26 protein-coding genes are annotated in these 24,564 nt (G+C 60.9%); 13 read left to right on the plus strand and 13 right to left on the minus strand.

Annotation, left to right across the window (positions count from 1 at the left end):
* The first annotated feature begins 170 nt into the window (after nucleotides 1-170).
* The 3 genes from ACA052_RS03065 to ACA052_RS03075 are packed head-to-tail and all read left to right on the plus strand — an operon-like array spanning nucleotide 171 to nucleotide 3,151.
* Complete coding sequence (locus ACA052_RS03065) at nucleotides 171-1,478, plus strand: contractile injection system protein, VgrG/Pvc8 family (protein WP_497648351.1); 1,308 nt, start codon at nucleotides 171-173, stop codon at nucleotides 1,476-1,478.
* The gene (locus ACA052_RS03070) at nucleotides 1,475-2,257 is read left to right on the plus strand and encodes a DUF4123 domain-containing protein (protein WP_497648352.1); all 783 of its coding nucleotides are present in this window, start codon (nucleotides 1,475-1,477) and stop codon (nucleotides 2,255-2,257) included. The genes ACA052_RS03065 and ACA052_RS03070 overlap by 4 nt, the downstream gene beginning before the upstream one ends.
* Nucleotides 2,258-2,275: 18 nt before the next feature.
* Nucleotides 2,276-3,151: an alpha/beta hydrolase gene (locus ACA052_RS03075; RefSeq protein ID WP_497648353.1), complete on the plus strand. Its 876-nt coding sequence runs from the start codon at nucleotides 2,276-2,278 to the stop codon at nucleotides 3,149-3,151.
* Here ACA052_RS03075 and ACA052_RS03080 read toward each other — a convergent pair.
* Nucleotides 3,145-4,494 carry an MATE family efflux transporter gene (locus ACA052_RS03080; RefSeq protein WP_497648354.1) on the minus strand — a complete coding sequence of 450 codons (1,350 nt, stop codon included), beginning with the start codon at nucleotides 4,492-4,494 and terminating at the stop codon, nucleotides 3,145-3,147. The two genes, ACA052_RS03075 and ACA052_RS03080, sit on opposite strands and share 7 nt — an antisense overlap.
* Before the next feature lie 156 nt (nucleotides 4,495-4,650).
* Nucleotides 4,651-4,944, minus strand: a complete 294-nt coding sequence (locus ACA052_RS03085) for a hypothetical protein (protein ID WP_497648355.1) — start codon at nucleotides 4,942-4,944, stop codon at nucleotides 4,651-4,653.
* Between the two features lie 200 nt (nucleotides 4,945-5,144).
* On the opposite strand from ACA052_RS03085, the gene ACA052_RS03090 reads away from it, so the two are divergent.
* The 5 genes from ACA052_RS03090 to ACA052_RS03110 all read left to right on the plus strand — a co-directional run bounded on the left by ACA052_RS03090 (nucleotide 5,145) and on the right by ACA052_RS03110 (nucleotide 9,536).
* Nucleotides 5,145-5,447, plus strand: a complete 303-nt coding sequence (locus ACA052_RS03090) for a MazG-like family protein (protein ID WP_497648356.1) — start codon at nucleotides 5,145-5,147, stop codon at nucleotides 5,445-5,447.
* Nucleotides 5,447-6,196, plus strand: a complete 750-nt coding sequence (locus tag ACA052_RS03095; protein ID WP_497648357.1) for a methyltransferase — start codon at nucleotides 5,447-5,449, stop codon at nucleotides 6,194-6,196. The genes ACA052_RS03090 and ACA052_RS03095 overlap by 1 nt, the downstream gene beginning before the upstream one ends.
* A 12-nt stretch (nucleotides 6,197-6,208) precedes the next feature.
* Nucleotides 6,209-6,823 (plus strand): DUF4136 domain-containing protein, encoded by a 615-nt coding sequence (locus ACA052_RS03100; RefSeq protein ID WP_497648358.1) that lies wholly within the window; start codon nucleotides 6,209-6,211, stop codon nucleotides 6,821-6,823.
* Nucleotides 6,824-6,877: 54 nt separating this feature from the next.
* Nucleotides 6,878-7,432: a DUF4136 domain-containing protein gene (locus ACA052_RS03105; protein WP_497648359.1), complete on the plus strand. Its 555-nt coding sequence runs from the start codon at nucleotides 6,878-6,880 to the stop codon at nucleotides 7,430-7,432.
* 178 nt (nucleotides 7,433-7,610) lie between these two features.
* Complete coding sequence (locus tag ACA052_RS03110) at nucleotides 7,611-9,536, plus strand: pilus assembly protein TadG-related protein (RefSeq protein ID WP_497648360.1); 1,926 nt, start codon at nucleotides 7,611-7,613, stop codon at nucleotides 9,534-9,536.
* Here ACA052_RS03110 and ACA052_RS03115 read toward each other — a convergent pair.
* Nucleotides 9,521-12,253, minus strand: coding sequence for a sensor histidine kinase (locus tag ACA052_RS03115; RefSeq protein WP_497648361.1), 2,733 nt, complete (start codon nucleotides 12,251-12,253; stop codon nucleotides 9,521-9,523). The genes ACA052_RS03110 and ACA052_RS03115 overlap by 16 nt on opposite strands.
* The gene (locus ACA052_RS03120; RefSeq protein ID WP_497648362.1) at nucleotides 12,250-12,690 is read right to left on the minus strand and encodes a TadE/TadG family type IV pilus assembly protein; all 441 of its coding nucleotides are present in this window, start codon (nucleotides 12,688-12,690) and stop codon (nucleotides 12,250-12,252) included. The genes ACA052_RS03115 and ACA052_RS03120 overlap by 4 nt, the downstream gene beginning before the upstream one ends.
* 75 nt (nucleotides 12,691-12,765) lie before the next feature.
* Here ACA052_RS03120 and ACA052_RS03125 point away from each other — a divergent pair, with 75 nt between their 5' ends.
* The 3 genes from ACA052_RS03125 to ACA052_RS03135 all read left to right on the plus strand — a co-directional run bounded on the left by ACA052_RS03125 (nucleotide 12,766) and on the right by ACA052_RS03135 (nucleotide 14,878).
* Nucleotides 12,766-13,236 carry a prepilin peptidase gene (locus tag ACA052_RS03125; protein ID WP_497648363.1) on the plus strand — a complete coding sequence of 157 codons (471 nt, stop codon included), beginning with the start codon at nucleotides 12,766-12,768 and terminating at the stop codon, nucleotides 13,234-13,236.
* 113 nt (nucleotides 13,237-13,349) lie between these two features.
* A complete protein-coding gene (locus tag ACA052_RS03130) occupies nucleotides 13,350-14,132 on the plus strand; it encodes a response regulator transcription factor (RefSeq protein WP_497648364.1) in 783 nt (260 codons plus the stop codon).
* 443 nt (nucleotides 14,133-14,575) lie between these two features.
* Nucleotides 14,576-14,878, plus strand: coding sequence for a DUF6124 family protein (locus tag ACA052_RS03135; protein WP_497648365.1), 303 nt, complete (start codon nucleotides 14,576-14,578; stop codon nucleotides 14,876-14,878).
* Between the two features lie 194 nt (nucleotides 14,879-15,072).
* Here ACA052_RS03135 and ACA052_RS03140 read toward each other — a convergent pair whose 3' ends face one another.
* From ACA052_RS03140 to cpaB, 8 genes are read right to left on the minus strand one after another with little or no spacing between them, the layout of a single operon-like run.
* Nucleotides 15,073-15,348, minus strand: coding sequence for a DUF3613 domain-containing protein (locus tag ACA052_RS03140; RefSeq protein ID WP_497648366.1), 276 nt, complete (start codon nucleotides 15,346-15,348; stop codon nucleotides 15,073-15,075).
* A gap of 13 nt (nucleotides 15,349-15,361) precedes the next feature.
* A complete protein-coding gene (locus ACA052_RS03145; protein ID WP_497648367.1) occupies nucleotides 15,362-16,075 on the minus strand; it encodes a hypothetical protein in 714 nt (237 codons plus the stop codon).
* 10 nt (nucleotides 16,076-16,085) lie between these two features.
* On the minus strand, nucleotides 16,086-16,976 hold the full coding sequence (locus ACA052_RS03150) for a type II secretion system F family protein (RefSeq protein ID WP_497648368.1): 891 nt from the start codon (nucleotides 16,974-16,976) through the stop codon (nucleotides 16,086-16,088).
* The gene (locus tag ACA052_RS03155) at nucleotides 16,973-17,857 is read right to left on the minus strand and encodes a type II secretion system F family protein (protein WP_497648369.1); all 885 of its coding nucleotides are present in this window, start codon (nucleotides 17,855-17,857) and stop codon (nucleotides 16,973-16,975) included. Before ACA052_RS03155 ends, ACA052_RS03150 begins: the two co-directional genes overlap by 4 nt.
* Before the next feature lie 10 nt (nucleotides 17,858-17,867).
* Nucleotides 17,868-19,148, minus strand: coding sequence for a TadA family conjugal transfer-associated ATPase (locus tag ACA052_RS03160; RefSeq protein WP_497648370.1), 1,281 nt, complete (start codon nucleotides 19,146-19,148; stop codon nucleotides 17,868-17,870).
* Nucleotides 19,145-20,335: a CpaE/TadZ family protein gene (locus ACA052_RS03165; RefSeq protein WP_497648371.1), complete on the minus strand. Its 1,191-nt coding sequence runs from the start codon at nucleotides 20,333-20,335 to the stop codon at nucleotides 19,145-19,147. Before ACA052_RS03165 ends, ACA052_RS03160 begins: the two co-directional genes overlap by 4 nt.
* Nucleotides 20,332-21,591, minus strand: a complete 1,260-nt coding sequence (locus tag ACA052_RS03170) for a type II and III secretion system protein family protein (RefSeq protein ID WP_497648372.1) — start codon at nucleotides 21,589-21,591, stop codon at nucleotides 20,332-20,334. Before ACA052_RS03170 ends, ACA052_RS03165 begins: the two co-directional genes overlap by 4 nt.
* A 21-nt stretch (nucleotides 21,592-21,612) precedes the next feature.
* Nucleotides 21,613-22,563 (minus strand): Flp pilus assembly protein CpaB, encoded by a 951-nt coding sequence (cpaB, locus tag ACA052_RS03175; RefSeq protein ID WP_497648373.1) that lies wholly within the window; start codon nucleotides 22,561-22,563, stop codon nucleotides 21,613-21,615.
* Nucleotides 22,564-22,888: 325 nt separating this feature from the next.
* Between cpaB and ACA052_RS03180 the strand changes: the two genes are divergently transcribed.
* Together ACA052_RS03180 and ACA052_RS03185 are read left to right on the plus strand one after the other, a co-directional pair.
* On the plus strand, nucleotides 22,889-23,098 hold the full coding sequence (locus ACA052_RS03180; protein ID WP_497648374.1) for a Flp family type IVb pilin: 210 nt from the start codon (nucleotides 22,889-22,891) through the stop codon (nucleotides 23,096-23,098).
* Between the two features lie 58 nt (nucleotides 23,099-23,156).
* On the plus strand, nucleotides 23,157-23,570 hold the full coding sequence (locus ACA052_RS03185; RefSeq protein WP_497648375.1) for a response regulator: 414 nt from the start codon (nucleotides 23,157-23,159) through the stop codon (nucleotides 23,568-23,570).
* 137 nt (nucleotides 23,571-23,707) lie between these two features.
* Here the strand turns inward: ACA052_RS03185 and ACA052_RS03190 are convergent, their stop codons facing one another.
* Complete coding sequence (locus ACA052_RS03190; RefSeq protein ID WP_497648376.1) at nucleotides 23,708-24,562, minus strand: MaoC family dehydratase; 855 nt, start codon at nucleotides 24,560-24,562, stop codon at nucleotides 23,708-23,710.
* Between the last annotated feature and the right edge of the window lie 2 nt (nucleotides 24,563-24,564).

Raw genomic sequence — 24,564 nt, forward strand, 5'->3', positions numbered from 1 at the left:
ACCTGGTGAGGCACGTCTCTTTTTCCAGTCGAAATACCCTACGATCCCGGCTATTAAAGTCAGATGGTCCTCTTTTCGCGTAGGCCATTTCCTAAGTTGTACTTCGGCACTCTACTCGGCCATGTCTCTCAGCGAGAATCCCCGGCCGCCCCTCCTGTAGAGAATCGCTCATGTTCGATCCAGTCAGCGAACCATCATTTCGTCTGGACGTAACAGGTCTGTCCGACTCCTTTGAAGTCTTGGCCTTTACCGGTAGAGAAGCCATCAGCGAGCCGTTTGTGTTCGACGTCGATCTGCTGATCGATGATCCGACACTCGACCTTGCCAGCCTGCTGTACCGCCCGGTTTTTTTGCGATTCGGGCTGACGGACAACGGCTTCCACGGACTCTTGCATGAACTGGTTCAGCGTGAATATGGCTCGGTTACCCGGCTCTGCCGCGCGCGCCTTGAGCCGAAGCTGGCTTGCCTGGCACAGCGCTTCAGTCAGCGGATTTTCAGTGCGCGTTCGGTGCCCGATATCCTGAATCAGGTGCTCACCGAGCATGGCATTGTCGGCAAGCATCGACGCTTCGAACTGAGTGGTGATTACCCGCCCCGTGATTTCTGCACGCAGTACCGGGAATCGGATCTGCAATTTCTACAGCGGCTGTGCGCCCATCATCGGCTTCATTACCACTTCGAGCATGACGAGCACGGGCACTGCCTGGTGTTCGGTGATGGCCAGGCGCATTTTCAACCGGGTGCAAACGCAGTTTTCCATGTCGACAGCGAACAGCCGGCCGTGCGGCAGTTCGAACTTCAGTCGATGCAACCTGCTGCGCGGCGTGCCGAGGGGCGCTCGGATCTGCCGATGTTGCGCAGTGGCCAGCTGATGCCGCTGTCCGGGCACCCGAATGCCGAGTGTAATCATCGCTGGCTGCTGACGCATGTCGAGCATGAGGGCGCAGAGGGCGGGTACGGCAACCGTATCCGCGGCATTCATTGGGCGACGCCTGTGGTCTCCTCCCATTCTGCGCAAAAGCCCCGGATGCACAGCCTGCAACGGGCCTGGGTGGTGGACGTCGATGAGCAGCAGCCTGATCCGTCCAGGCCGGTTGCCGTGCAGTTTGACTGGCTCTATCAGGGCGAGGGTGCCACGTCCAGTCACTGCTGGCTGCCACTGGCCGGCGGGCTCGGCACAGCCACCGTTTCGCAATTGAGCGTGGGCACTGAGGTGGTGGTGAGCTTCATCGACGGTGATCCGGATCAGCCGTTGATTACAGGGTTTCTTCATGTTCCATCGGCTGCCGACGAGGCGTACGTGCCGCAGCCAGAAGAGGATTGCCGGTCCGTCGAGGGCTTGTTGGGATTGCTGCGATCGGGCGAGCCCTTGACGCTGCTATGCCTGTTGCCAGGCGGCGGCAGTTTCAGCCATTGCGCCCGGGCCGTTTGCACCTGCCGGGTGGCGACGCGGCTCAGTCAGAGCGGTGCGGCATGATCGCCGAAAGCCCGCAATGGCTGTTGCTGGATCTGCCAGGTGTGCCAAACGCGGGTGCAACACTGCAACAGACTTTCCCACAGGCTCGCCGTTTCCGGTTGTTCGACGAAACGGAATTGCATGTGCTGCGCGAACACGGGCCGGCGCTGGTCGACCTTCGTGCCTGCCCGACACTGGTCGAGTCATGCCACAGTGAACCTGATACCTGGCGCGGGTTGCTGCTGTTCAGCGACGCGTCAACGTCGCAGTTGCTGGCGCATCTGCGCCGCATGCTCACAGTGACTATCGGCCTGCATCACAGGGCTTTGCTGAACTACTACAACCCGCAGACTGCCAGCTATTTCTTCGATGCCAGCGATGCCCGGGAACTGACTCGCTGGCTCGGGCCGATTAGCCAAATGCACTGGTTCGGCGGCACCTGGGCCGACCGCGCGATCGGCAGCCAGGGCTGGCAGCAGCTGATCAACCCGAAGCTTGCAGTCAGCTCGCTGACAGACGAAGAAGAACTCAGTCCGTATCAGCAGGAAAAACTGCAAACCTGCCTGCTGGAACACCATGCCTGGCAATGGAGCCATTCCACCGGGACCGATTACAACAGCCTGTGGTCCCATCTTCAGGAAGGCCTGGCGCTAGGTTTCAGCGAACGTCCCATACTGGATGGCTGGCTATGGCTACGCTTGCAGTATCCCGGCGCTGTGCCTGCCCGGATGTCATCGGGGCTCACCCAGCAGGAGCATCTCGATATCTTGCGCTACCTGTGGCAGAGCAACCAACCCTGAACGCGAGGTCTCACCTTGATGGCAAGCAACGTCCGGCGACTGTTCAAACTGGCCATCGGCGGGGTGTTGCTGGTGGCGATAAGCGCATGCTCGCCACTGAAAATGCTCAATGCCCTCACGCCTGACGGGACGTTCGACAAGACGGAGGGCATTGCCTATGGCGATGACCCCCGGCAAAAACTCGATGTGTATGTGCCGCGCCATCCGATGCAAAACACGCCTGTGGTGGTGTTTTTCTACGGCGGCAGCTGGAACAGTGGTTCACGCGGTGACTACAGCTTTGTCGGCGAGGCGCTGGCTTCACGGGGGTTCGTCGCCGTGCTGGCGGACTATCGACTGTATCCGCAAGTGCGTTACCCGCAGTTTCTCGAAGATGGCGCCAAAGCCGTGGGCTGGACTCACGAACACATCCGGCAGTTTTCCGGAAACCCGCAGCGCCTGTACCTGATGGGGCACAGTTCGGGCGCTTACAACGTCGCGATGCTGGCGCTGGACCCAGGATTACTCAGGGCTGTGGGCCTGTCGCCGCATGACCTCAGTGGCTGGATCGGCCTGGCCGGGCCTTATGATTTTTTGCCGATTGAAAACCCGGAGGTACGCCCGGTGTTTTTCTGGCCGGATTCTCCACCACAGTCTCAACCGATCAATCACGTCAGTCGCGGTGCGCCTCCAGCCTTACTGATGGCGGCCAGCGACGATGACGTGGTCAACCCGACTCGCAACACCGCCGGCCTGGCGCTGAAATTACGCGAAGCCGGCGTGCCGGTTCAGGACCTCTATTTTTCCCGCACCAGCCACGCCACGCTGGTGGCGACAATGTCCCGACCCCTGCGCGGTCTGGCGCCGGTGCTGGACGAGGTGACCTCTTTCGTCAGGGCCACGCCGAGTCAGTGAGCTGAGCCGGCGAACCAGCCGTCGTTCTTGCGCAGAAACCAGGCAAACGCGCCGAGGGTCAGGCTGCGCAGCAACATGAACAACAGGAATGTTATCCACAACCCATGGTTGCCCAAGCCTTGCAGTGCCCAGGCGAACGGTAGCAACAGCGCCACCGTCAGCAGCATGCCGTTGCGCATTTCCCGGGCGCGAGTAGCGCCGATAAACAAGCCGTCGAGCAAGTAACTCCAGACGGCAATCAGCGGCAGTGCGGCGAGGTAGGGCAGATAGATGAAGGCCGTGTCGCGCACGCTTTGAATGTCGGTCTGCATCTCGATGAACAGGTGCCCGGCGAACAGGAACAGTGCCGCAAAGCCTACGCTTGCCAATAACGACCAGCCGCACGCCACCACCAGCGAGCGGCGCAGGGCATCGCGGTCACGAGCGCCGATGGCATGCCCGCAAAGGGCCTCCACCGCGTGGGCCAAGCCATCCAGCGCGTGGGCGGTCAGCAGCAAACCGTTAAGCAGCAACGCATTGGCGGCGACAGTGGCATCACCCAACCGCGCACCCTGCACGGTGATCAGGAAAAACACCGATTGCAGCGCCAGGCTGCGAATGAAGATGTCACGGTTGACCGCCAGCAATGGGCGCCAGCTCTGCCACAACGCCAACGCGGCCCAGGCGATGTGGCCGGGGTAGGCTCGCAGGGCCTTGCGGGTCATCAGCAGGCCGATCAACGCGCCGGTCCATTCGGCGATGACCGAGGCCCGGGCGGCACCGACCACGCCCCATTCCAGACCGAGAACGAACCACAGGTTCAACGCAATGTTGACCAGGTTGGTGCTCAGCAGAATCGCCAGCGGGGCCCGGGCGTTCTGCGTGCCGAGGAACCAGCCGACCAGTGCATAACTGGCCAGCGCGGCCGGCAGGCCGAACAAGCGGGTGTGAAAAAATTCGCGGGTCAGTTGATCCAGCTCGGCGGAGGGTTGCATGAAGTGCAGCGCGACACCGCTTAACGGCACACCCAGCGCCCCCAGCACAATCGCCAGCCCCATGGCCAGCAACAGGCCCTGCAATAAAATCTGCCGTAACGCAGCACCATCGCCTCGCCCGGCGGCCTGGGCGGCGAAACCGGTGGTGCCCATGCGCAGAAAACCCATGCCCCAGGCGAGAAAGGTATACAAGCTCGCCCCGACGGCGACGGCGCCCAATTGATGGGCGTGCGGCAGGTGACCGATGACGGTGCTGTCGACCAGCGCCACCAGCGGTACGGAAATATTCGAAAGAATCATCGGCGCGGCCAGCGCCCAGACCCGACGATGGGTAGGGCGGTCGCGCCAGTCGGCGATCAGGTTGGACATGCGGGCTCCTTGGGGGAGCGGCATTGTAGCGACAGATTCGAAAACCGCCGCAATCCATTACTGTAGGAGCGAGCTTGCTCGCGATGGAGTGTCAGCCGACACCTGCGTAGCTGACACACCATCGCGAGCAAGCTCGCTCCTACAGGGGGGATGGTGTTAGTGAATAATCCAGCTCAGCAACCAAAGCCCCAGCACCAACCAGATGATCCCCATGATGATCGACGCATTCATGAAGGCCCGAATCGCCGACCACAACAGCATCAACCCAATGACCAACGCGATGATGCTGATGATCGAAGTGTCCATCCCCAGCGCCCGGGACAACCCTTCGACAAAATTGCCACCGGCATGGCTCAACAGATTGAACAGCCCACTGAGGGCGTCAACGATAAAACGGATGACCGAACCGAGCGCCTGGCCGAGCCATTCGAAGAAACTTTCTACCTGCATGTCGTTTACGTCCTGATGTAAGTGATGTAGGAGCTGCCGAAGGCTGCGATCTTTTGATGTTGATCGTTAGCGTACTCGAATACGCCAGAAGATCGCAGCCTTCGGCAGCGCCTACAAGTGTTGCGCGAAGACCCGCGTCTCGGCGGGCACTTGCCTTCCCCCGCCATCCCCCCGAAGCTATACGCCTTCAGGAGAGCCCGATGAACCTAGTTGAACTGACCGAACGCCTGCACGCCATCCGTGACCGCAACGACTGGCGGCCATTCCACAGCCCGAAAAACCTGGCCATGGCGGCCAGTGTGGAAATGTCCGAGCTGGTGGAGATTTTCCAGTGGCTGACGGAAGACCAGTCGCGCCAGCTGCCGGCGGATAAACTGGCGCATGCCGGCCAGGAAGTGGGCGACATCGTGCTCTATTTATTGCTGCTGTGCAGCGAGTTGGGGTTGGACATGAACGAAGTCGTGCGCAGCAAACTCACGGACAGTGAACGGAGGTTCAGCTGATGAGCGACCGTCATTTCGATCAGCTGGCGACCCGTTTCGCCGAAAAAATCTACGGCGGGGCCAAAGGGGCGATCCGTCTGGCGGTCTTGCAAGCGGACCTGGCCGAAACCTTGCCCGACCGGCCACTGCGCGTGCTGGACATCGGCGCGGGCCTTGGCCACATGTCGTTGTGGCTGGCCCAGCGCGGCTGTCAGGTGACGCTGGCCGAACCCGCCGAGCCGATGCTCGAAGGTGCGCGCCAGCGCTTCGCCGAGGCCGGGCAGACCGCGACGTTCATTCAGGCGCCATGGCAGGACCTGCTCGGTCAACTGACCGAACCTTACGACCTGGTGCTGTGCCACGCCGTCCTGGAATGGCTGGCCGAACCCCACGCCATCTTGCCCGTCTTGCATCAGCTCACGACGAAAGACGGCTGGTTGTCCCTGGCCTTCTACAACCGCGACGCGCTGATCTACCGCAACCTGCTCAAGGGCCACTTCCGCAAGATGCGCAAGAACGACATGGCCGGTGAGAAGCAGAGCCTGACCCCGCAGCAGCCCCTTGATCCGCGTGAATTGGCGGCGCAACTTGAGGGTCTGTGGCGGGTCGAAACCCAGAGTGGGGTCCGGGTTTTTCACGACTACATGCCGGTGGAATTCCAGGCCCGCGCCGAATTGGTGGACTTGCTCGAAATGGAGCTGGCACACCGTCGCCACCCAAGCTTTGCCGGGCTTGGGCGTTACCTGCACTGGATCTGTCGGCCGGTCTGATCGGAGCGCGAAATGAAAAGTCGTTCAGGGTTATTGGTGATCTGTCTGGGGTTGGCCGCCTGCCAGGGCAGCAACCCTTATGTGGCGACGTCCAACCCTTTGCCGCCAGCGCCGCCACAGGCGGCGAACACTTTCGACCGCAGTGCCTACCCAGCGCCGCCGCGTGACTATGGACGCTACCGCAGTTGGGCCTGGCTCAACGGGCATCTGCCGCCTGGCACCGCGTGGGCGGATTCGACGCAGGTCGCTGAAGCCGTCAGCAATGCCCTCGATCAACGCGGCTTGCGCCCGCGGCATGACAACCTCCCGGCGGACCTGTTTGTCAGCGCCGCCCTGAGCCTGGAAACCCGTTTGCGTCAGGTCCAGGACGACTACGGTTACTACGGCGGCGGTTATGGCGGTTACAACCACTACGGCAGCGGTATTGGCATGTACAACACGGTACCGATCGTTCGGACCTATTCGGAGCAGGTCGTGGTGGTGCGGGTGGACATGTTCGATGCGCAAAGTGGTCAACCGGTATGGAGTTCCAGTGCTGAAACCAGCAGCAAGGGCACTCAGAGTGAACAGGCCGACGCCATTCGGGAGGCTGTGGAAAAGGCCATGTCGGCGTATCCTCCTAGTTAGCTTCCGCAGTCAAGAAGCATTCCGCAGGATCATGTCTTCAACCGGAGAAAAATCATGTTCCGCCGTTTCGCTTTACTGGCCATGGCCGTGCTGCTCAGCGCTTGCGCCACCCAGGTCAACCATGACTTCGACGCCAGCCGCGATTTCGCAGCCTATCGAAGCTGGAGCTGGAAAGAACCTGCCCTGCAATATCGTCCTGATGACCCTCGTATCAAAAGCGACCTGACCGAACAGCGCATTCGCGAGGCGGTTACCGATCAACTGGACCAGCGCGGCTTGCGTCCGGCCGCAGCCGGTGGCAAGGGGGATTTGAGCGTGCAGACTTACCTGGTCGTCGAAGAGCGGCAGCAACAGGTGACGACGAGCTATGGCGGCGGTTGGGGCAACCCATGGAACGGTTATTGGGGCGCGCCGATGTACAACGAAACCCGCCTTGTTCCCTACAAAGTCGCGACCATCCAGATTGACCTGCTTGATGGCAAGGACGGCAAACTGGTGTGGCGCGGCAGCGACGAGCAGATGCTCAGCCGCACACCGAACCCGACTGATCGCACCAATGCGATACACGAAACGGTCGGGCGGATATTGGCCAACTATCCACCGAAATAAATAGCAGGAAGATCAAAAGATCGCAGCCTGCGGCAGCTCCTACGCAAATCGGTGTAGGAGCTGCCGCAGGCTGCGATCTTTTGCTTTTGATCTGCGGGCAGCCTGTGAAAGCGCCTACTACACTGCTGCTCACCCATGGAGGTAACCCCTCGGCAGTGCGCCGGCAAAGGAGTGCGCGATGTCTCTGTGCATGCAGTTTCGTGGTCCGACCCGGCAACGGGGGGCCATCGGTTTGATCGCGGCACTGACCCTGGGGCTGGTGTTGGCGTTCATGTTGCTGGTGGTCGATACCGGCAGGCTCTACCTGGAAAAGCGCAAATTGCAGCGGGTGGCGGACACCGCTGCACTCGAGGCTGTGAGCCGTGACGGTAATTGCCTGTCCGGGCTGAGTGCCGCCAGTTACGCCACGCAAAGTGCAACGCGCAACGGCTTCACGGTCAACGCCGACAGCACGCTCACCGTCAGTTGCGGCACCTTGCAGACCGGTGCCGATAACTTCCGTGTGTTCACCGTCGATTCCAGCAAATCCGCAGCCGTCCAAGTCATTGCCACCCATACCGTGCCCACCAGCGTCGCCGCAGGGATTGGTGCGTTGCTGTCCGGCGGGCCGGTCAATCTCAGCACCCGGTTGACGGCCACCGCCGTGGCGGCCGAACCCAAACTGACGCTGGCACAGCTGAGTATTCGCAGCACATTGACGGGGATCGATACGGCGCGGGCAAACCTGCTGAACCCGCTGTTCTCGACACTGCTGGGCGGCAATGTGAACCTCACTGTCGGCGGTTGGGACGGTCTGGTGAAAACCGACGTCAATCTGCTGAAGTTCATGGATCGACTGGCCATAAAACTCGGGGTGGCGGCAGGTAATTACACGGCGTTGCTGAACGCCCAGGCCAGCGTGACCCAGTTCATTCAGGCCGCCGCTGACGTGCTTCCCGTGAGCGGCTCCACGGCTACCGTAAAAACCGCGCTGGGTAATCTGGAGTTGGCGGCCACTAACGCTTCACCGATCAAGTTGGGCGATTTACTGCGAGTGCAAACAGGTACACAAGCGGCGGGGTTGGATGCCACGGTGCAGTTGTTCCAGCTGGTCCAGGGCTTTGTCCAACTGGCGAACAAGAACAGCGCGGTAACCGCGGTGTTGCCGGTGAATGTGTTGGGGTTGGCAGGCATGACCACGCGCATCAAGGTCATTCAGCCGCCGCAGTTTTCCGTGGTCGGTGATCCCGCCCTGGCGAAAGTGGCCCCGTTGGGTGCCAACAGAATTTACGTGCGCACCGCACAGGTCCGGGTCCTGGTGTCGGTTGATCTTGCGTTGATCAATGCCGTTTTGCAGACGGTGAATGGCCTGTTGCAGGTCGTGGTCGGCATCATGAATACGCTTCTGTCACCTGGCTGCCTGTTTGGGAGCTGCACACAGACTGACTTCGTTGTCTTGCCTAATGGGCTGAACCTCGACGTTGGGCTTGAGGCCGGTGTGGGCAGTAGCTACGTCACGGATTACAGCTGCGTGAGCCCGACAAACAAGAGCCTTACCGCCACTACCACTGTTTCGGCGCTGCAATTAAAAGTCGGCCGAATTGATTCCGCGACCTGGCTCTCGTCGTCTCCCGCCCCCAGCCTTTCTCCGCTGACGCTGTTCGATATCGGTTCAAAAATCTGCAGCTTGTCGTCGGGCTGCGGCGCGCGAACCCCCTTCGCAGGTGGTGGCAGCGAAATCATGATCGACAGTCCGGTAGCCGGGACCAGCGAGCCCAACTACACCTTCGCCAACCCGCATGAGATCAACGTATCACCCAACCCTACGCATCCAGTCTCGGTGTCCGGTGTGGTCGGTAGTTTGAAAGGCACACTCGCAGGTATCTCGCTGATCCAACACACGCCGACCATCGGCAGCCTGCTGGGGGCGGTTCTTAACACCTTGCTGTCGACGCTGGCTAACGTTGTCTCGCTGTTGGTGTCCGCCATCGGTGGCCTGCTCGCGCCGCTGGTCGATCCGATTGTCGATGGCCTGCTGGGGAATCTCGGGATCGACGTCAATCAGGTCGACGTGGGTTTCAACCTGACCTGCGGGCAGAAAGGCAAAGCCTACCTGATGATCTGATCGCCCTCGATAACCGGCAACTCGATACAAAATCGAGCGCCTTCGCGAGTGTTACTCACGCTCAGCCGGCCGCCCATGTTTTCGACGATACCGTAACTCACCGACAACCCGAGCCCGGTGCCGACACCCACCGGTTTGGTGGTGAAAAACGGCTCGAAAATCCGCTCCAGCAGCCGCGGTTCGATGCCGCCGCCGTTGTCCTCGACCCACAGCCTCACCGTATGCCGGTCGCGGTCGGCATGCACCGAGATCCACGGCTTTAACTCACGGTCAGTCTCGCGCTTGCTCAGCAACGCATCCCGGGCGTTGACCATCAGGTTGATCAGCACTTGTTCCAGCTGATCGACGTACCCGCGCACTTGCACCTCGAAACCGGTCTCGCTGACGCGCAGCTCGACGCCTTTGCCGCGCATGCCTTCGGCCAGCAATGACAACGTGCCTTCGATGGCATGCGCCGGGTTGAACGGATGTTGCTCGACCTCAGAGCGGCGGCCAAACACGCGCATGTGATCGACCACCCGTGCGGCGCGCTGGACCTGAGCATCGATGCGGTTGAGTTTGTCCGTGAGGTAGTCGATCTGCACATCGCCGTTGCTCAGGCGCTTGAGCACATTGACGATTGCCATACGCATCACATTCAGCGGCTGGTTGATTTCATGCGCGAGCCCGGTGGCCATCTCGCCGAGGGTGGCCATTTTCGCGCTTTGGGTCAGTTGCTGCTGGGAGCGCCGGACCTCGGTGTTGTCCCGACCCACCGCCTGAATTTCCAACAGGCGACCTTGATCATCGAACACGCCGCGATCCGACCAGACCCACCAGGCGTGTTCCCGTCCCGGCAGTTGCAGGTTTATTTCGGCGGTGCTGACCGGCTGCTCGGGGCTCAGTTGGCCGAGTCGCTGGAGGAACGCCTCGCGCTGTCCATCCGACATCCAGCTGCCCAGGTTCACCCCCGGCAGCGCTTCGGGCGAGCATTCCAGATACGTCGCCAACGGTCGATTGCCGAAGGTCAGGGTCAGGTCCGGGCGATAGCGGCAGATCATCGCCGGGGAGTCTTCCACCAGGATCCGATAGCGTTCTTCACTTTGCTTCACCTGCTCGGCGGCCAGGGTCGCCTCGGTCACGTCCAGCCACAGGCCGACGGCTTCAACGGGCAGGCCCAGGTCATCGCGCAACAGCTTGGCTTCGTCCAGCAGCCAGTGGTAATCGCCACGGCTGTCGCGCAGCCGGTAACGGGCGCGCACAGAGCCTTCGCGCAGCAAGTGCCGGGTGCGCTCGAAATAGCGATCACGGTCCTCGGGGTGCACCCTGTCCACCAGCGCGCCGGCGCCGAAATCGGCGAGGGTCCAGCCGAGCAATGGCAGGAGGCTGTCGCTGAAAAACGTCGGTTGCAATGCACCTTCAACGTAGCGCTGCACGTAAATCACAGCCGGTGAACTGGCGATCAGGTTGTCCAGTCGGGCATGGGCCGCGGCGGCATTCTGCTCCTGGTTCTTGATGTCGCTGATGTCGAGCATGAAACCCACCAGCCGCCGGTGTGTGCCGGCACCCAAGGCCTGGCCCTGCAAGCGATACCAGACCGGCGCGTGTGCCAGGCGCACGCACAGCAGCAAGGGTGTGCCTTCATTTTGCAGGTCTTGCAGGCGACTGTTCAGCTCATCCCTGTCCGCGGGATGCACCTGGTCGAGCCAGTCGGACAGCGTTAAATGCGTGCCCAGGTTCAACAGGTTGGCCAGAGACGGTGCCAATTGCACCTCGGCACTGTCGCTGAAAACCTCCCACCATCCGGTGCCGAGCAAGGCTTGCAGTGACTCGAGTCGCTCCAGTTGCAGGTGGTGCCGGTGTTCGCGCAAGCGCTCCAGCAGCGGACCGGCGAGTGCGGCAGCGAACTGCAACCAGTCGCGCTCGCTGAGATCTGGCGCACGTTGCTGCACCGGATAAGCACCGCAGAGCAACCAGGCGACCACTCCCTGAGCATCGTGATAAGGCACCGCCAGACCTTCGGTATGGCCGAAGGTGCTGTCCAGGCGCGAGTGCTCGCCAAGGCTCACGTATTGCGGCGCGGAACCGTTCAAGCTGTCGAGTCCCGTGCCCAGGCGCTGACCGTTTTGCCACAGGCCCGGCGCATTTAAGGCGGCGAAATGCTGGTGAATCTGCCAACCCTGTTGCTCGTCGAGTAACGCCACGGCGATGCACGGGATCTGCAAACGCTGGGACAGGGCTTGCAGTTGTTCCAGCAAAACGTCGGGCAAGCGCGTCAGGCTGCACAGGCGTAATTGCTCGCCGATCTGGGCCGCGAGTAATTGGCAGTGGTCGCGGCTGCGCGCTTGTCGGCGTTCGAGCAGCAAGTCGCCGATGTCCAGCAACTGCAATATCCAGGCATCGGCCAGCGGCTGGACCCAGCCGCGTAGCTGCAGGGGGTGTCCGCTGAGGCTGTAAAAATCCAGGTCCAGCGTCTGACCCTGCCAATCAGCCGGCGGGCCTTCGACGGCCATTTGGCTGTGGGGCATGAGCAGATCAAGCAGGAGCGGCGTCTGCGCGGCGGGTATCTGCTGGGCCAGTGCATGCCGCAATGGGCCGGTCAGGTGCGTGACTCGACCTTCGGCATCCAGATGCACCTGCAAACCGACGCTTTGTACGCTCAGGGTCACCGGCGCGAGCTGTTGCGGTGGCGGATGGCGGTTGAGCAGGCGCCCGAACAGTTTGTCCCCGGAGCTCAAAATTGCAGGCTCGAACTGGCGGTGAGGCTGGCCGGCAGATTGGGCACCGGGCCGATTCCCGGGAGCACCAGAAACGGGAGGACATCTTTCAGTTTACTGGTGGGGTAGTTGATGCTGACCTTCAACACGCCTGCGACGTAAGTGGCGCTGGCGTCGGTGGCGACATTGAATTTCAGCGCGGTCGGGATCCACGCCAGTTGCCGGGTCAATTCCGTGGTGGCGACGCTTGTTATTGCAGTGGCGTAACCGGGTGTATTCGTGTCGAGCGCCACGCTTCGGCGCACGGCTTCGGCGGTCGACTGATTGAACGATTGCACCAGCAACAACGGCAGACTGTACGTCACGACGCCATAAAACACAGCGAAAAAAATGACAAACACCAAGGCAAATTCAATCGCGGCGGCGCCTTTTTGTTTGCGTGGGAGGCTTGTTTTCATGAGTGCGTCTACCCTGACCATCACTGCGTAATGTCAGCATAGAATCATTCAGCCAGAACGGATGTTTTTTACCGAATGCAGAACTTTGTCTTATTGATCTGGCTGACGCTGTGCGCAGCGCAGGATGCTCAAGAGCGCCACATCACCAATGGCTTGACCCTTGGCGCAGGTGCGTTGGCGCTGGCATATCTGTGGTGGACCGGCACCACTTGGCTGGGTGCCGAGGCGGTGCAGGGTGGCTGGGCCTTCTTGCTGGCGCTGGCCTTTACCTTGCCCGGCTATGTGTTGCGCCGCGTCGGCGCGGGCGACGTGAAACTGATGGCAGCGCTAGGCCTTGCGACGGACGGTGTGCATTTGCTGGGCACGTTTATCGGCGCCGGATTGGCCAGTGTGCTGTGGCTGCTGCTGGCGCCAAGAGTCTGGCTTTTTATGAGTCAAACACTTAGGGATCGTCTGCGATATCTGGGGCCGGGAACGTCAAGCAAACAGCCATTTGCGCCCTTCGCATTGACGGGTTTCTTGCTGACGCTCGCCTGGATTCACTAGTCGTTCCTCGTATGTACAGAGTCAGAAACTACGTCTACTTTCAAACAGTATTCGTACAGCCCGAGGCTGGCGGTACAGGAACGGTCAGGCTTTGGCCTTGCAGGGAGTCGCACGTGAAGAAGCTTACTTCGGCAGTAAAAGTCCTGGTGGTCGATGACCAGCCGTTGATCGTTGACGAACTGTGCGAGTTCCTGGAAAGAAGCGGTTATCGCTGTGTGCCGTGTGAGTCCGGCAGTCAGGCGATCGCGCGTTTCAATGAAGACCTGAGTATCGGCCTGGTGCTCTGCGATTTGCACATGCCCGGCCTGGACGGCATCGAGCTGGTGCAGGAACTGCAACGGTTGTCCGGCAAACATCGGGCCTTCGAGGCGATCATGCTGACTGGGCGTGCGGACAAGCAGGATGTGATCAAGGCGTTGCGCGCGGGGTTTGCCGATTACTATCAGAAGCCTATTGATCTGGGTGAATTACTCGAAGGGATGCAGCGTCAGGAAGTGGCGTTGCAGGAACAGCAGAAGAATCTGCAGTTGGGGCATTTGAATCAGAAGCTGCAATACCTTTCCGAATCGATCGATGATTTGTATCAGGACCTGGATAAGGTTCGGCGTAGTCCGTCGTTGTCGGATGCTTCTGATAGCGATGTCAGTGATTTGGATCGGGTGGAGATTCCGGCGATTTTTCATCAGCTGTCACCCCGGCAACTGGATGTGGCGCGGTTGGTGGGGAAGGGGCAGACGAATTATCAGATTGCCTGTGAGTTGGGGATTACCGAGAACACGGTGAAGTTGTATGTGTCGCAGGTGTTGCGGTTGACGCATATGCATAATCGGACGCAGTTGGCGTTGGCGTTGTCGCCCGGCAACTCCGGGTTGCGCCAACGTGTCACTGCTCACTAAAACTACGCGCTGTCCAACTGTAGGAGCTGCCGAAGGCTGCGATCTTTTGATCTTGATCTTGATCTTTGTCGGTATTACGGTCGCCAAAATCAAAAGATCGCAGCCTTCGGCAGCTCCTACAGAAAGCGCCTACAACCGATGAAATCGTGGTGGGTTTTCCTACAGGTTTTTAAGGTTGTGCGTCGGAAGCGGCAAGCCTAGCCTCTTGCCGTCGCTGTCAATTCAGCGTCCGGGCGTCGCGGCCTGCTTACTTGGTGCATAATCGCTCCGCTTTACGGCAGCCCTTTTTAGATGTCTGTGGTTTTGTGTTATGGCGACTGTGCGCGGGATACCTTCGGGTATGCCGAGTTTCCAGGTATCGGTCCGCGAACCCGCGCACAGCTGCCACCTAAAATTGCGTCGCGGCGATTAGAGGGGGCTCCATTTCACACCTGGAGTTTTCAATGATCAAACCAACCCCGAATCCCCCCGAAACCGAAGACCTCTCCCTCTACGCCCAACAGTGCGCCCTCCCGCCCCACACCCCCAGCAAGATGTTCACCGTCACCCCGGATATCAACACCGAGTCCCTGTTGGCTTACGCCTGCGAATCCCTGGCGTCGGCCAGTGTGATGGCCAGTGATTTCGCGACGTTTCTACAGGGGCCGCAGCGCAATATGTTGTTGGGCATTCAGCAGGTGATCATGCTGGCCGATCTGACGGTGAATCGGGCGCTGGATAACCTCGATCCGCAGGCTGCGGAGTAACCGTCAGACCGCGTTATCGTTCTTCGCGGGCAAGCCTCGCTCCTACAGGGTTCGCGCATGACCCTGTAGGAGCTGCCGAAGGCTGCGATCCTTTGATCTTGATCTTTGTCGGTATTGCGGTCGCCAAGATCAAAAGATCGCAGCCTTCGGCAGCTCCTACACACAGCATTGTGGGTTGCGGTAATCGCTGGTTTCTAGCCCCCTGACCCACTATCAACCTGCCCACCCGTATCCTGATCAAAAAACTGCGGGATCTCATGCTGATAACTCTTCAACCAACGCTGCATGCTCAACTCGCGCTCAGTCGCGGTTGAGGTTTGAACCTTGGCCGAGGCTGCCGTGTTGCTGCTTTGCAATTGCAGCCAGCCTTCGGTTTCTTGCTGCTGGGGCGAGGAGGGGCCAGCGTCGAGGCCGTGTGCGGTGAGGGGCAACGCGAGCAGGCCCAGGCAACAGAAAAGGGTCGGTTTCATCAGAGACTTCTCCCTACTGAATGGTCGGTGCCGCGACGGCGGCGACCTGGTTCACGGTGGTCGGGGCGCGTTTGCCCGGGGCCTTGAGTTTTTCTGAGCGGGCCTGGGCTTCAGTGACTTGGGCGGGGGTCAAGCCGAGGCGGCTGACCAGTTCGGCGGCGCGGTTCCAGTCGTCCTGGTAGATCAGCAAAGTCACCAGGTTCAAGGCAGCCAGCTGATCACTTTGCTTGAGCTCCATGGCCGTCAGAAATTCGAAACGCGCGTCCTCTACGCGTAATTGATTGAGGTACACCACGCCGAGGTCGTTGCGGATTTTCTCGTCCGTCGGTGCCAGCCGTGCGGCCCGTTGCAAGTAAGCCTGAGCCAGACCGTTGTCGCCCTTGGCGGCGGCGAGTTGGCCGAGGCCGTGTTCGGCTTCGGCGGCCAGGCAACTGCCGAGCAAGCTGCGATACAACGGCTCGGCTTCGCTGCGACCGAGCAATCGATAGACCTTGGCTTTGCGCAAACGCACGTCGGCCAGGTTGTCCGGAAGGCCTTGCAGGTTGGCCAGGCTGGCGTGCAGTTTGCCGTCGTTGGCCATGTCGTCGGCGAGGTTCAGTGACAGCTGTTGATCGGAACTCAATTTGGCGCAACTGGCAGAGCTGGCCAGGGCGCTCCACGGCGCCTGGCCGTCGCTGGCGCAACCGCTTAACAACAGCAAACTCAAACCGGCGATCAATGCTTTCATCACGTTTCCTCTAAGAAGCAAAGGCCCGGGCCAGGGCGGTGAAACCCGGGCCGGCGAGCACGATCAATAACGCCGGGAAGAGGAACAGCATCATCACGACGGACATTTTGGCGGACAGGCTGGAGATGTATTCCTGCAAGCGCGTCAGGCGCCGGTCATCGAGCAGTTGCTTGAGGGTCAGCAGGGATTTCATCGCGCCGCCGCCCTGGTGGATCAACTGCTGGAGGATCACGCAGGTGTCGGTGAACTCGTCCACCGCCAGCAAGCGGGTGGCTTTGCTCAGTTCCTCGCCCAGCTCCAGGCCGGAATCGACCCGGGCCAATACCAGGCGCAGCTCATGGGTCAGCGCCGGCATTAATTGTTGGCCTTCGTTGCTCAGCACTCGCAGCGACTGCTCCACGGCCATGCCTGATTCGAACAGAATGCGCAGCAGCGGGATGAAGGTGGATATCTCGATCGCCAATTGTTTCTGCCTGCGGAGCGCCGCCGCGGCGAGCAAGCGTTTGGGCAACAGGTAGCCGGTTCCCAGGGCAAAGGCCGGGGCGAGCCATTGATTGTTCACCTGCGGGAAAAACAGCCCCTGGATCAGCAGCGTCAGGGCCAGCGCCAGCACGGGACTGCCCACCTGGAATGCCGCGAACAACGAACGCCGCCGGGCGCTGCGCCAGCCGAGACGGTTGAGCAGCGTTTGAGTTTCGGTGTCCAGATTGACCGAGCGCTGACCGAGCCGGCTGTTGCCGAGCCACTGCAGCCAATGACCGACACGATTGTCGCCGGGCAGTTTTCCATCCAGCCGTTGGGCCACCTGACGAACCCGTCGACGCTGTTCCAGCAGCCCGCTGAGCAGTACCAGCGTGGCCCCCAGCATCAACAGCGCGCTGATCAGCAGCGGTATTTTCATACGCTGCGCAACATGCGCCAGAGCGCCAGGCTGCCCACCACCTGCAGGCCGAACGCGCTGGCGAGCATGATCTGCCCCGAGCTGTCGTGCCACATGGCGAGCAGGTAGTGAGGGTTGGTCAGCAGAAAATAACCGGCGAGGACAATCGGCAAACTGCCCAGCACCCACGCCGTTACCCGGGTTTCTCCGGTCATGGCGGCGAGCTGACGTGCCGCTTGCTCGCGTTCGCGGATCATCTTGATCAGGTTTTCCAGCAGCTCGCTGGCATTGCCGCCATAGCGGTGATTGACCTTCAAGCCGAGGGCGAACAAGCGCAGTTCATCTTTCTCATACAGCTCGGCGAAGTCCGAGGCGGCGTCCGGCAGGCTGACGCCCAACTGCACGTTGCGCTGCACCCGGCCCATGGCATTTTTCAGGGGATCTTCGGCCGCCTCGATGGCCCCCAATACCGCATCGGCCAGGGTCCGCCCGGACTTCAGGCTGCGTACGGCGTGATCGAGCAATGGCGGCAATTGTTCGATCATGCGCTTGAGCCGGCGTTGATAGCGCCAACTCACATACACCCGCAAGAGCAGCGGCGGCGGCAGCAACATCGCCAGTAAACCGATCCAGCCCGCCACGGTAAAACCCAGCACAATGCCGACGGCCCAGAGCAGCAGCCACACCTTCAAACGCTCCGTAGGACGTCCAAGACCGGCACGCAAGAACGCCCGCTCCAGCCCCGCCCAGGAGGATTTCTCCACCCTCTGTTCAACCTGCCCCTGGCTCAGGCGACCCAACACCCGTTCGGTGCCGGTCTGGCGCATGCTGCGGTAGAACAGGCGCACCGACAGGCCGAGCAACACCAGGCAGACGAGGATAAGCAGCACCGGTTTGAGCATGCCGTGGCCTTCAGTACGCAGAGGGAGAAAGCGCCGACTCGCGGCGCAGTTTGTCGCCGGCGGGGTTGACCGCCTCGCGCATGAAACCGAAACCGCTGCGTCGGTCGAGCCGGAACAGCGTGTTGGTGACGTACACGTCCTCACGAATGCCGATGACCTCCACCACTTCGCTGACGCAGCGGCGGCCATCGGGCATGCGCGTCAACTGGATCACCACGTCCAGCGCGGCGCAGATCATTTGCCGCAAAGTGCGTTCGGCGATGGTGCGGCCGGTCAGGCCGACCAACGTCTCCAGGCGCAACAGCGCATCCTGCGCGTTGTTGGCGTGCACGGTGCTCATCGAACCATCGTGGCCGGTGTTCATCGCCGTGAGCACGTCGAGCACTTCGACGCCGCGGATCTCGCCGAGGATGATCCGGTCCGGCCGCATCCGCAGGGCGTTGCGAATCAGGTCGCTGGCCTTCACTTCGCCGTGCCCTTCGGCATTGGGCGGACGGGTTTCCAGGCGTACCACGTGGGGGTGGCCGAGTTGCAGTTCGGCGATGTCTTCGATGGTGACGAGCCGTTCGTGCGGGTTGATCAGTTGGCTGAGAATGTTCAGCAGCGTGGTCTTGCCAGTGCCGGTGCCGCCACTGATCAAAATGTTGCAGCGCTTGCCCACGGCCTCCTGAATGAAGTCGAAAATCGCCTGGTCGATGGTTTTCATCGCCATCAGGTCGGTGCTTTTGAGCATGTCCTTGCGGAATTTACGAATCGACAGGCACGGGCCGTCGAGGGCAATCGGCGGGATGATCGCGTTCACCCGGCTGCCATCGGGCAATCGCGCATCGACCATCGGCGAAGACTCGTCCAGCCGTCGACCAAGGGGCGCGAGGATGCGCTGCATGACCCGTTCGACGTGGTGCGCATCGATAAACCGCAAGTCACTTTGATGCAGCACGCCGTCGCGTTCAATGAACACCCGGTGTGGGCCGTTAACCAGGATTTCGGTCACGGCGGGATCGCGCAGCAGCACCTCCAACGGGCCGAAACCCGTGAGTTCGTCGACGATTTCTTCCGCCAGGCGCTCCATTTCGTAGCGGGAAATCGCCAGGTGCAGCCGCGCAATGTACTCGGCAATCTTGTCGATGACGAACTGCGACAGGACTGGCCGCGCGCCCTCCAGCAGGTTTTTCCCGGACTCCTCGATGGCGTCGATGATGTAGCGGTGCAGCACCAGTTTCAGGCCGTCGTGGTCGGTATTGCCGGTGGTCACGCGCTGGGGGGCGCCGAACAGTTTTTCGCTGCTCATTGCGCGCCCCTCAGCCGGTTGAACCAGCCACCCTTGGGTTTGGCCAGGTCTTCGGTGCGTTTGGCCAGTCGTTCGCCGAGGGTGTGCAGGCTTTGGGTCAGGTTTTCCCGTGGCGCCAGTTCGAACAGGGAGACGCCCTGGTTCTTGGCGTTGAGCCGCACTTCCGGGCTGTAGTTGAGGACTGCGATGACCTCCATGCCGAAGCTTTTGCACAGCGTGTCGGAGTCCGGTGCGACGTTGCGCAGGTAGCGGTCGACCAGTAATCGGGCGTGATCGAGCTTCATGCCTTTTTCGCGCCAGAGGCCGAGTACCGCCAGATTACGACGGCAGTCCAGCACGTTCTGATCGGTGTACCACAGCAGCTTGTCGCAATGGCTGACAAAGGTGCGCAAAGCTTCGCTGTCGGGCTGGCCGGTGAGGTTCACCACGATGTGCTGGAAGTGTTGGCGCAGGGCGCTGAGCAGCATGTACAGCTCGGCGGTGCTGGTGTGCTCCAGCGGTTCGTCGTTGCTGGCGTAGGCCAGGATCCGCATGCCGGCGTCGCACCGGGTGAAGGCGCTGTCGATCAGCGTTGCATCGAGGCGGCGCAAGTGCCGCAATGCATCACCGAAATGAAACGAACTCTCCAATCCGAGCAGCGCCAGGCTGTCGCCGCGCGGCAGGCCCAGGTCCAGCAACAGCGTTTGCTGGCCGCTCTTCTGCACCACTTGCGCCATGTGGTTGGCAAGCAATGCACCGTCGGCATTGCTCTGTACGCCGTAGAGCACGGTCAGGCCACCGAGTTGCGTGTTGGGCGCCACGGGTGGCAGGCGTTTGCTCAGGCGTCGCACCAGCCCCGCGACTTCACTGGAGCGTGAGCCATAGGCCACGAAATCCCGTGCGCCGGCGCGCATTGCGTTCAGCACCAGCTGGTTGTCCATGCCGTCGCCCAAGGCGACGATCGCCAACATCGGTTTGGCTTCCAGCGCACCTTCGATCAGCGCGCTCTGGGCCACCACGTGTTCACGGTCCAGCCCGACGAACACCAGGCTGGCGAAGGTCACGTCCACCAGCGCCAACAGTTCGTCGAGGTTGCCACCTCCAGCACTGACCACTTGGCCCAGCGGGGCGAGTGCGCCTTGCAACCATTCAAGGTCGGTGCTGTTGCGCGTGATCGCGAGGAAGGTTTGACTCAGGCTCTGGCTCATTGCGATAACCCGCTGCGTTTATCGAAGTTGCCGTTTTCGAGGAAGTAGAGGCGATACCAGTTGGGGTCGTAGTTGCGTAGTTTTTCACCGGGCAACGACGGCAGTTGTGCGTTGGCAGCCAGGGGTTGAACCAGGTGCGGCGTGACGATCATCAGCAGCTCACGCTCTTCACGTTTGATTGATGAGTTGCGAAAGAAAGCACCGAGAATCGGGATGTCGCCCAGCCCCGGAAACTTGCTGACTTGAGAAGCGTTTTGGGTACTGATCAAACCGCTGATGACGAAACTCTCGCCGTCGGCCAGGGAGATGCTGGTGTCGGTGCGGCGAATGGTGAACGCCGGGACGGTGGTGCCGCCGATGGTCACGCCATTGTTGTAATCCAGCTCACTGACTTCAGGCGCGACTTTGAGGGCAATGCGATCCTGGCTGACCACCGTCGGCGTGAGCGTCAAGCGGATCCCGAATTCCTTGTATTCGATGGAGTAGCTGTTGCTGTTGGCGCTGGGCACCGGGATCGGGATTTCGCCACCCGCGAGGAAACTCGCGCTCTGCCCGCTGATCGCCACCAGGCTCGGCCGTGCCAGGGTGTAGGCGAAGCCGCTGCCTTCCATGGCGTTGATGATGGCGAGGAAATTGCCGCCGCCGGCGACGATATTGAACATGTCGTTAGCCAGAGGAATGCTCGGCACGGCGATACGCGGATCGAGGTTGCGCAGCGGCAGCACGCCGGGCGTTACCGCCGTATTCGGCACGGTGCCCGGAGAGCCGAAAAGGAAGTTCGAGGTTTTGCCGTAAATGGAGGTGCCGGCTTCTTTCAGCTTGGTCCGGCTGACCTCGACGAAGCGAATGTCGGTCTGCACCTGCGAGGGCAGCAGCGGATCATCGGACGGCAGTCGCGTGGCGGTCATGGCCGTGGTCGCCCGCCCCTGGACGAACACCATGCTTTGACGCGGCGCACTGGCGCACGCCGTCCAGACCATCAGGCTGGTGGCGCCGGGGGCCATGCCGGTGAGCAGGAAGGCCTGATTGCCGTTGACCCGCACGTCGGCGATTTTCGGATCGCCGACGGCCACTCGAGTGATCGCCACGGGCGTCTGCAATTCCTGTTGCAGTCCTTCACCGACTTCCAGCACGGCCGGCATCGAGCCCAACGCGGCGCAATTTCCGACGGCTGCAAGCGTCACCGTGAGCGGCAATCCACTCAACACAGCGACCCAAAGCAGGCTTTGGAAAATGGACAGGGAACGTCTGCGCATGTGGATGCGTCCTTGCTCGACTCAGGGGGTTTGTTGAGTAAGTTCATTGCCGCGAATGACTTCCACGCTCGACTTGCGTGGGGCGGCGACCACCCCAGCCGCAGTGACGGATTTGGGCGCGGCAGTCATGGCCAGTTGGCTGAACTGGATCAGCTCGCGATTGGCCGCGGCGAGGTTGTTCGATGAGTCGCTTGCCCCGGCCCAATAACGCGCCAGGCGTTTTTCATCGGCACTGCGCACCGCCAGGCGCAGCACGCCGGCTTGGGCTGCCAGCATCAGCCGGCTCAAGAGCTGTTCGGGGACGGCGAGCAAGACCGTGCGGGCGCTGGCGCGCATCTGGTTTTGCTTGAGTTTTTCGTCATTGCTCAGGGCCGGGTTCGAGGGTTGGCCGTCATTGGTCAATCCCAATTCCTCACCCACACCGAGCACCCGCAAGGCCGGCACCACCAACTGCGCCGACGGCTGCAGGTTGTTGCTGTCCATGCGCAGGAACAGCAGCACATCGACGTAATCCCCGGGTGCCAGTTGCCCGCCGACGCTGATTACGTCGTCCACGGCGACGGCGAGGGCGCGTTCATCCGGGCGAATCATGCGAGCGAGTGCACCGCCGGCTTCGAAACTGTCAGCGTTGAGCCAACTGCCGGCGGTGAGGGCGCGCCAAGGCGTGCGGCCAATCGCTTGATCCACGCGGGTCAGGCTGCCGACGGGGGCGGTACGGAGTTTTTCCAGGGCAACGTCGGCGGCGGTTATTTGTAGGAACGGTGCGACGTCATGCAGCAACACCACCACCGTTTGGCGGGTCGGGTCATCCACCGGTGCAGGCGCCAAGGCAGTTGGCGTACTCGAGACAACGACAGGTTGCGCGACAGGTTCGGGCGTCGGTTGACGGCTCAACGTGAGCCCCCAGTAACCGGCAATGATCGCGCCTGCCAGAAGCAATCCGGCCAGGCCCATGGTGACGCGACTGTTCATGACGGCTCTCCCTTTCCTGCTGCTCAAAGAACCCGTCAACCCCGACGAGACAACTTCGCAATCAGGCAGCTATGAACATCAAACTGTTTCGCTATTTGACCGTAGCGCAGGTATTGCAAAACGCCATTAGCGATTGGAAAAAATCCAGGAAAAGTAGGTGCCTACGGCGTAAATGTGCGGTTGTTTGGCGCCAATGAACCCGCTACTACTTTAGCGCTAATACTTTCTTACAGTTGTTGGGAGGGAGAATGCCGTCAATGCTGGTGCTGGCATTGGGGAATCATGTTGCAGCGGTGCAACACCCGCAGTCATCAGGAGAAATGCGATGGTCATCACACGGCTTGTGCAGAAGATCAAAACCGAAATTGCTTTTTACAAAGGCCTGGCTAAAGACACCGAAGGTGCGTCAGGTATTGAGTACGCGATTGTTGCGGCGATGGTGGCGGTGGTGATTGCCGGACTCAGTGCGGGAATGGGCACTACGATTACGAATATCTTTGGCAAAATCACCACTGCATTGGGTGGCACTCCATAACGTGCCAATGCCGAACACAAATTCTAACGTCAGCGCTCGTCCATCCTAGGTGTTGCCTATGAACGCTTCTGCTGTTCCGCGCCAACAACTTCTTCTGGTCGATGACGAGGAGGATGCGTTGCTTGAACTGGCAGAGTTGCTGGAGGGCGAGGGCTTCCATTGTTTCGCTGCGACTTCGGTCAAGCTCGCGCTGCATCATCTGACGCGCCACCCTGATATTGCGCTGGTCATCACCGATCTGCGGATGCCCGAGGAAAGTGGCATGTCGTTGATCAAGCGGCTGCGAGAGCATACGTCCCGCCAGCATTTGCCGGTGATCGTGACGTCGGGGCATGCGGACATGGAGGATGTCAGTGACATGTTGCGGTTGCAGGTGCTGGATCTGTTTCGCAAGCCGATTTATCACGTGCGGTTGCTGGAGACGTTGAACAATCTATTCCCGCAGCCGCGGTTGAATCTGGTTCGTTCGTGACATCCCTGTAGGAGCTGCCGCAGGCTGCGATCTTTTGATCTTAAAAAACAAAGTCAAAAGATCGCAGCCTCGTTTCACTCGACAGCTCCTACAGGTCCAACAACTCCAACAGGTAGCGGCGATCGGTTGCAGGAGCTTCAGGCCACCGGCCGCCAATGGCCGGCCATATGTTCCAGATCCCCCGCACCCACCAACTGAAAATCCCCGCTGGACCCCGCCGCACTGGCCAGCAACGTCACCTCACTGGGCAATCGCACCGGCTTCCTGAACTGCACGGCAATCTCGACATTCGCCGTCGGCAAGTGATCGGCCAGCGCCGCGAGCGTCCGTGCCTTGTTCCATAACCCATGCGCAATGGCCGTTGGAAAGCCGAACAATTTGGCGCTGGCGGCACTCAGGTGGATGGGGTTGTAGTCGCCGGATACCTTTGCGTATTGCCGGCCAATATCGGCCGGCGCTTTCCATCGAGTCACTTCGATCAGCGGCAGGCTCAATGCCAAAACCTCCTCGACAGGTTCCCCTTCCAGTTTGACGCCGCGACACAGCATCTGACTTTCGGCTTCCCATAATGGGCCCAACTGATCGTCCAGCGATGTCACCACATCGAACGTTGCGCCCTTGGCGTGGGGCTGCAGGTTCTGCACCTGCACGCTGACGCGCACCCGTCCAACCCCGCCCATCGGCCGCAAGACGCGGATGCGATTGCTCAGGTGAATCAGGCCCAGCAACGGAAACGGAAACGCTTGAGCGGTGAGCAATTGCATCTGCAGGGCAAAGGCGAGGATGTGCGGGTACGTCGGCGGCAGTAAACCATTGTCGGTAAAACCACACACCTTGCGGTACGCCGCCAGACGCTTCGGATCGACATCGACCCAGCACCGCAATCCCGAATCGGGGAGGGTGGTGCCGGTGATTTTGCGCCGTGTCGCGGCCCTGACATACAGCCCGGCCAGGCTCGGTTCGCGGTTGAGAGTGTGCCAGTCGGTGATCATGC

This window comes from Pseudomonas sp. LBUM1644 (assembly GCF_059716195.1).

Excerpts from the sequence above, each read along its gene's own strand:
- ACA052_RS03065 (WP_497648351.1), top strand. The coding sequence starts at position 171 with ATGTTCGATCCAGTCAGCGAACCATCATTTCGTCTGGACGTAACAGGT.
- ACA052_RS03070 (WP_497648352.1), top strand. The coding sequence starts at position 1,475 with ATGATCGCCGAAAGCCCGCAATGGCTGTTGCTGGATCTGCCAGGTGTG.
- ACA052_RS03075 (WP_497648353.1), top strand. The coding sequence starts at position 2,276 with ATGGCAAGCAACGTCCGGCGACTGTTCAAACTGGCCATCGGCGGGGTG.
- ACA052_RS03080 (WP_497648354.1), bottom strand. The coding sequence starts at position 4,494 with ATGTCCAACCTGATCGCCGACTGGCGCGACCGCCCTACCCATCGTCGG.
- ACA052_RS03085 (WP_497648355.1), bottom strand. The coding sequence starts at position 4,944 with ATGCAGGTAGAAAGTTTCTTCGAATGGCTCGGCCAGGCGCTCGGTTCG.
- ACA052_RS03090 (WP_497648356.1), top strand. The coding sequence starts at position 5,145 with ATGAACCTAGTTGAACTGACCGAACGCCTGCACGCCATCCGTGACCGC.
- ACA052_RS03095 (WP_497648357.1), top strand. The coding sequence starts at position 5,447 with ATGAGCGACCGTCATTTCGATCAGCTGGCGACCCGTTTCGCCGAAAAA.
- ACA052_RS03100 (WP_497648358.1), top strand. The coding sequence starts at position 6,209 with ATGAAAAGTCGTTCAGGGTTATTGGTGATCTGTCTGGGGTTGGCCGCC.
- ACA052_RS03105 (WP_497648359.1), top strand. The coding sequence starts at position 6,878 with ATGTTCCGCCGTTTCGCTTTACTGGCCATGGCCGTGCTGCTCAGCGCT.
- ACA052_RS03110 (WP_497648360.1), top strand. The coding sequence starts at position 7,611 with ATGTCTCTGTGCATGCAGTTTCGTGGTCCGACCCGGCAACGGGGGGCC.
- ACA052_RS03120 (WP_497648362.1), bottom strand. The coding sequence starts at position 12,690 with ATGAAAACAAGCCTCCCACGCAAACAAAAAGGCGCCGCCGCGATTGAA.
- ACA052_RS03125 (WP_497648363.1), top strand. The coding sequence starts at position 12,766 with ATGCAGAACTTTGTCTTATTGATCTGGCTGACGCTGTGCGCAGCGCAG.
- ACA052_RS03135 (WP_497648365.1), top strand. The coding sequence starts at position 14,576 with ATGATCAAACCAACCCCGAATCCCCCCGAAACCGAAGACCTCTCCCTC.
- ACA052_RS03140 (WP_497648366.1), bottom strand. The coding sequence starts at position 15,348 with ATGAAACCGACCCTTTTCTGTTGCCTGGGCCTGCTCGCGTTGCCCCTC.
- ACA052_RS03145 (WP_497648367.1), bottom strand. The coding sequence starts at position 16,075 with ATGAAAGCATTGATCGCCGGTTTGAGTTTGCTGTTGTTAAGCGGTTGC.
- ACA052_RS03150 (WP_497648368.1), bottom strand. The coding sequence starts at position 16,976 with ATGAAAATACCGCTGCTGATCAGCGCGCTGTTGATGCTGGGGGCCACG.
- ACA052_RS03155 (WP_497648369.1), bottom strand. The coding sequence starts at position 17,857 with ATGCTCAAACCGGTGCTGCTTATCCTCGTCTGCCTGGTGTTGCTCGGC.
- ACA052_RS03160 (WP_497648370.1), bottom strand. The coding sequence starts at position 19,148 with ATGAGCAGCGAAAAACTGTTCGGCGCCCCCCAGCGCGTGACCACCGGC.
- ACA052_RS03165 (WP_497648371.1), bottom strand. The coding sequence starts at position 20,335 with ATGAGCCAGAGCCTGAGTCAAACCTTCCTCGCGATCACGCGCAACAGC.
- ACA052_RS03170 (WP_497648372.1), bottom strand. The coding sequence starts at position 21,591 with ATGCGCAGACGTTCCCTGTCCATTTTCCAAAGCCTGCTTTGGGTCGCT.
- cpaB (WP_497648373.1), bottom strand. The coding sequence starts at position 22,563 with ATGAACAGTCGCGTCACCATGGGCCTGGCCGGATTGCTTCTGGCAGGC.
- ACA052_RS03180 (WP_497648374.1), top strand. The coding sequence starts at position 22,889 with ATGGTCATCACACGGCTTGTGCAGAAGATCAAAACCGAAATTGCTTTT.
- ACA052_RS03185 (WP_497648375.1), top strand. The coding sequence starts at position 23,157 with ATGAACGCTTCTGCTGTTCCGCGCCAACAACTTCTTCTGGTCGATGAC.
- ACA052_RS03190 (WP_497648376.1), bottom strand. The coding sequence starts at position 24,562 with ATGATCACCGACTGGCACACTCTCAACCGCGAACCGAGCCTGGCCGGG.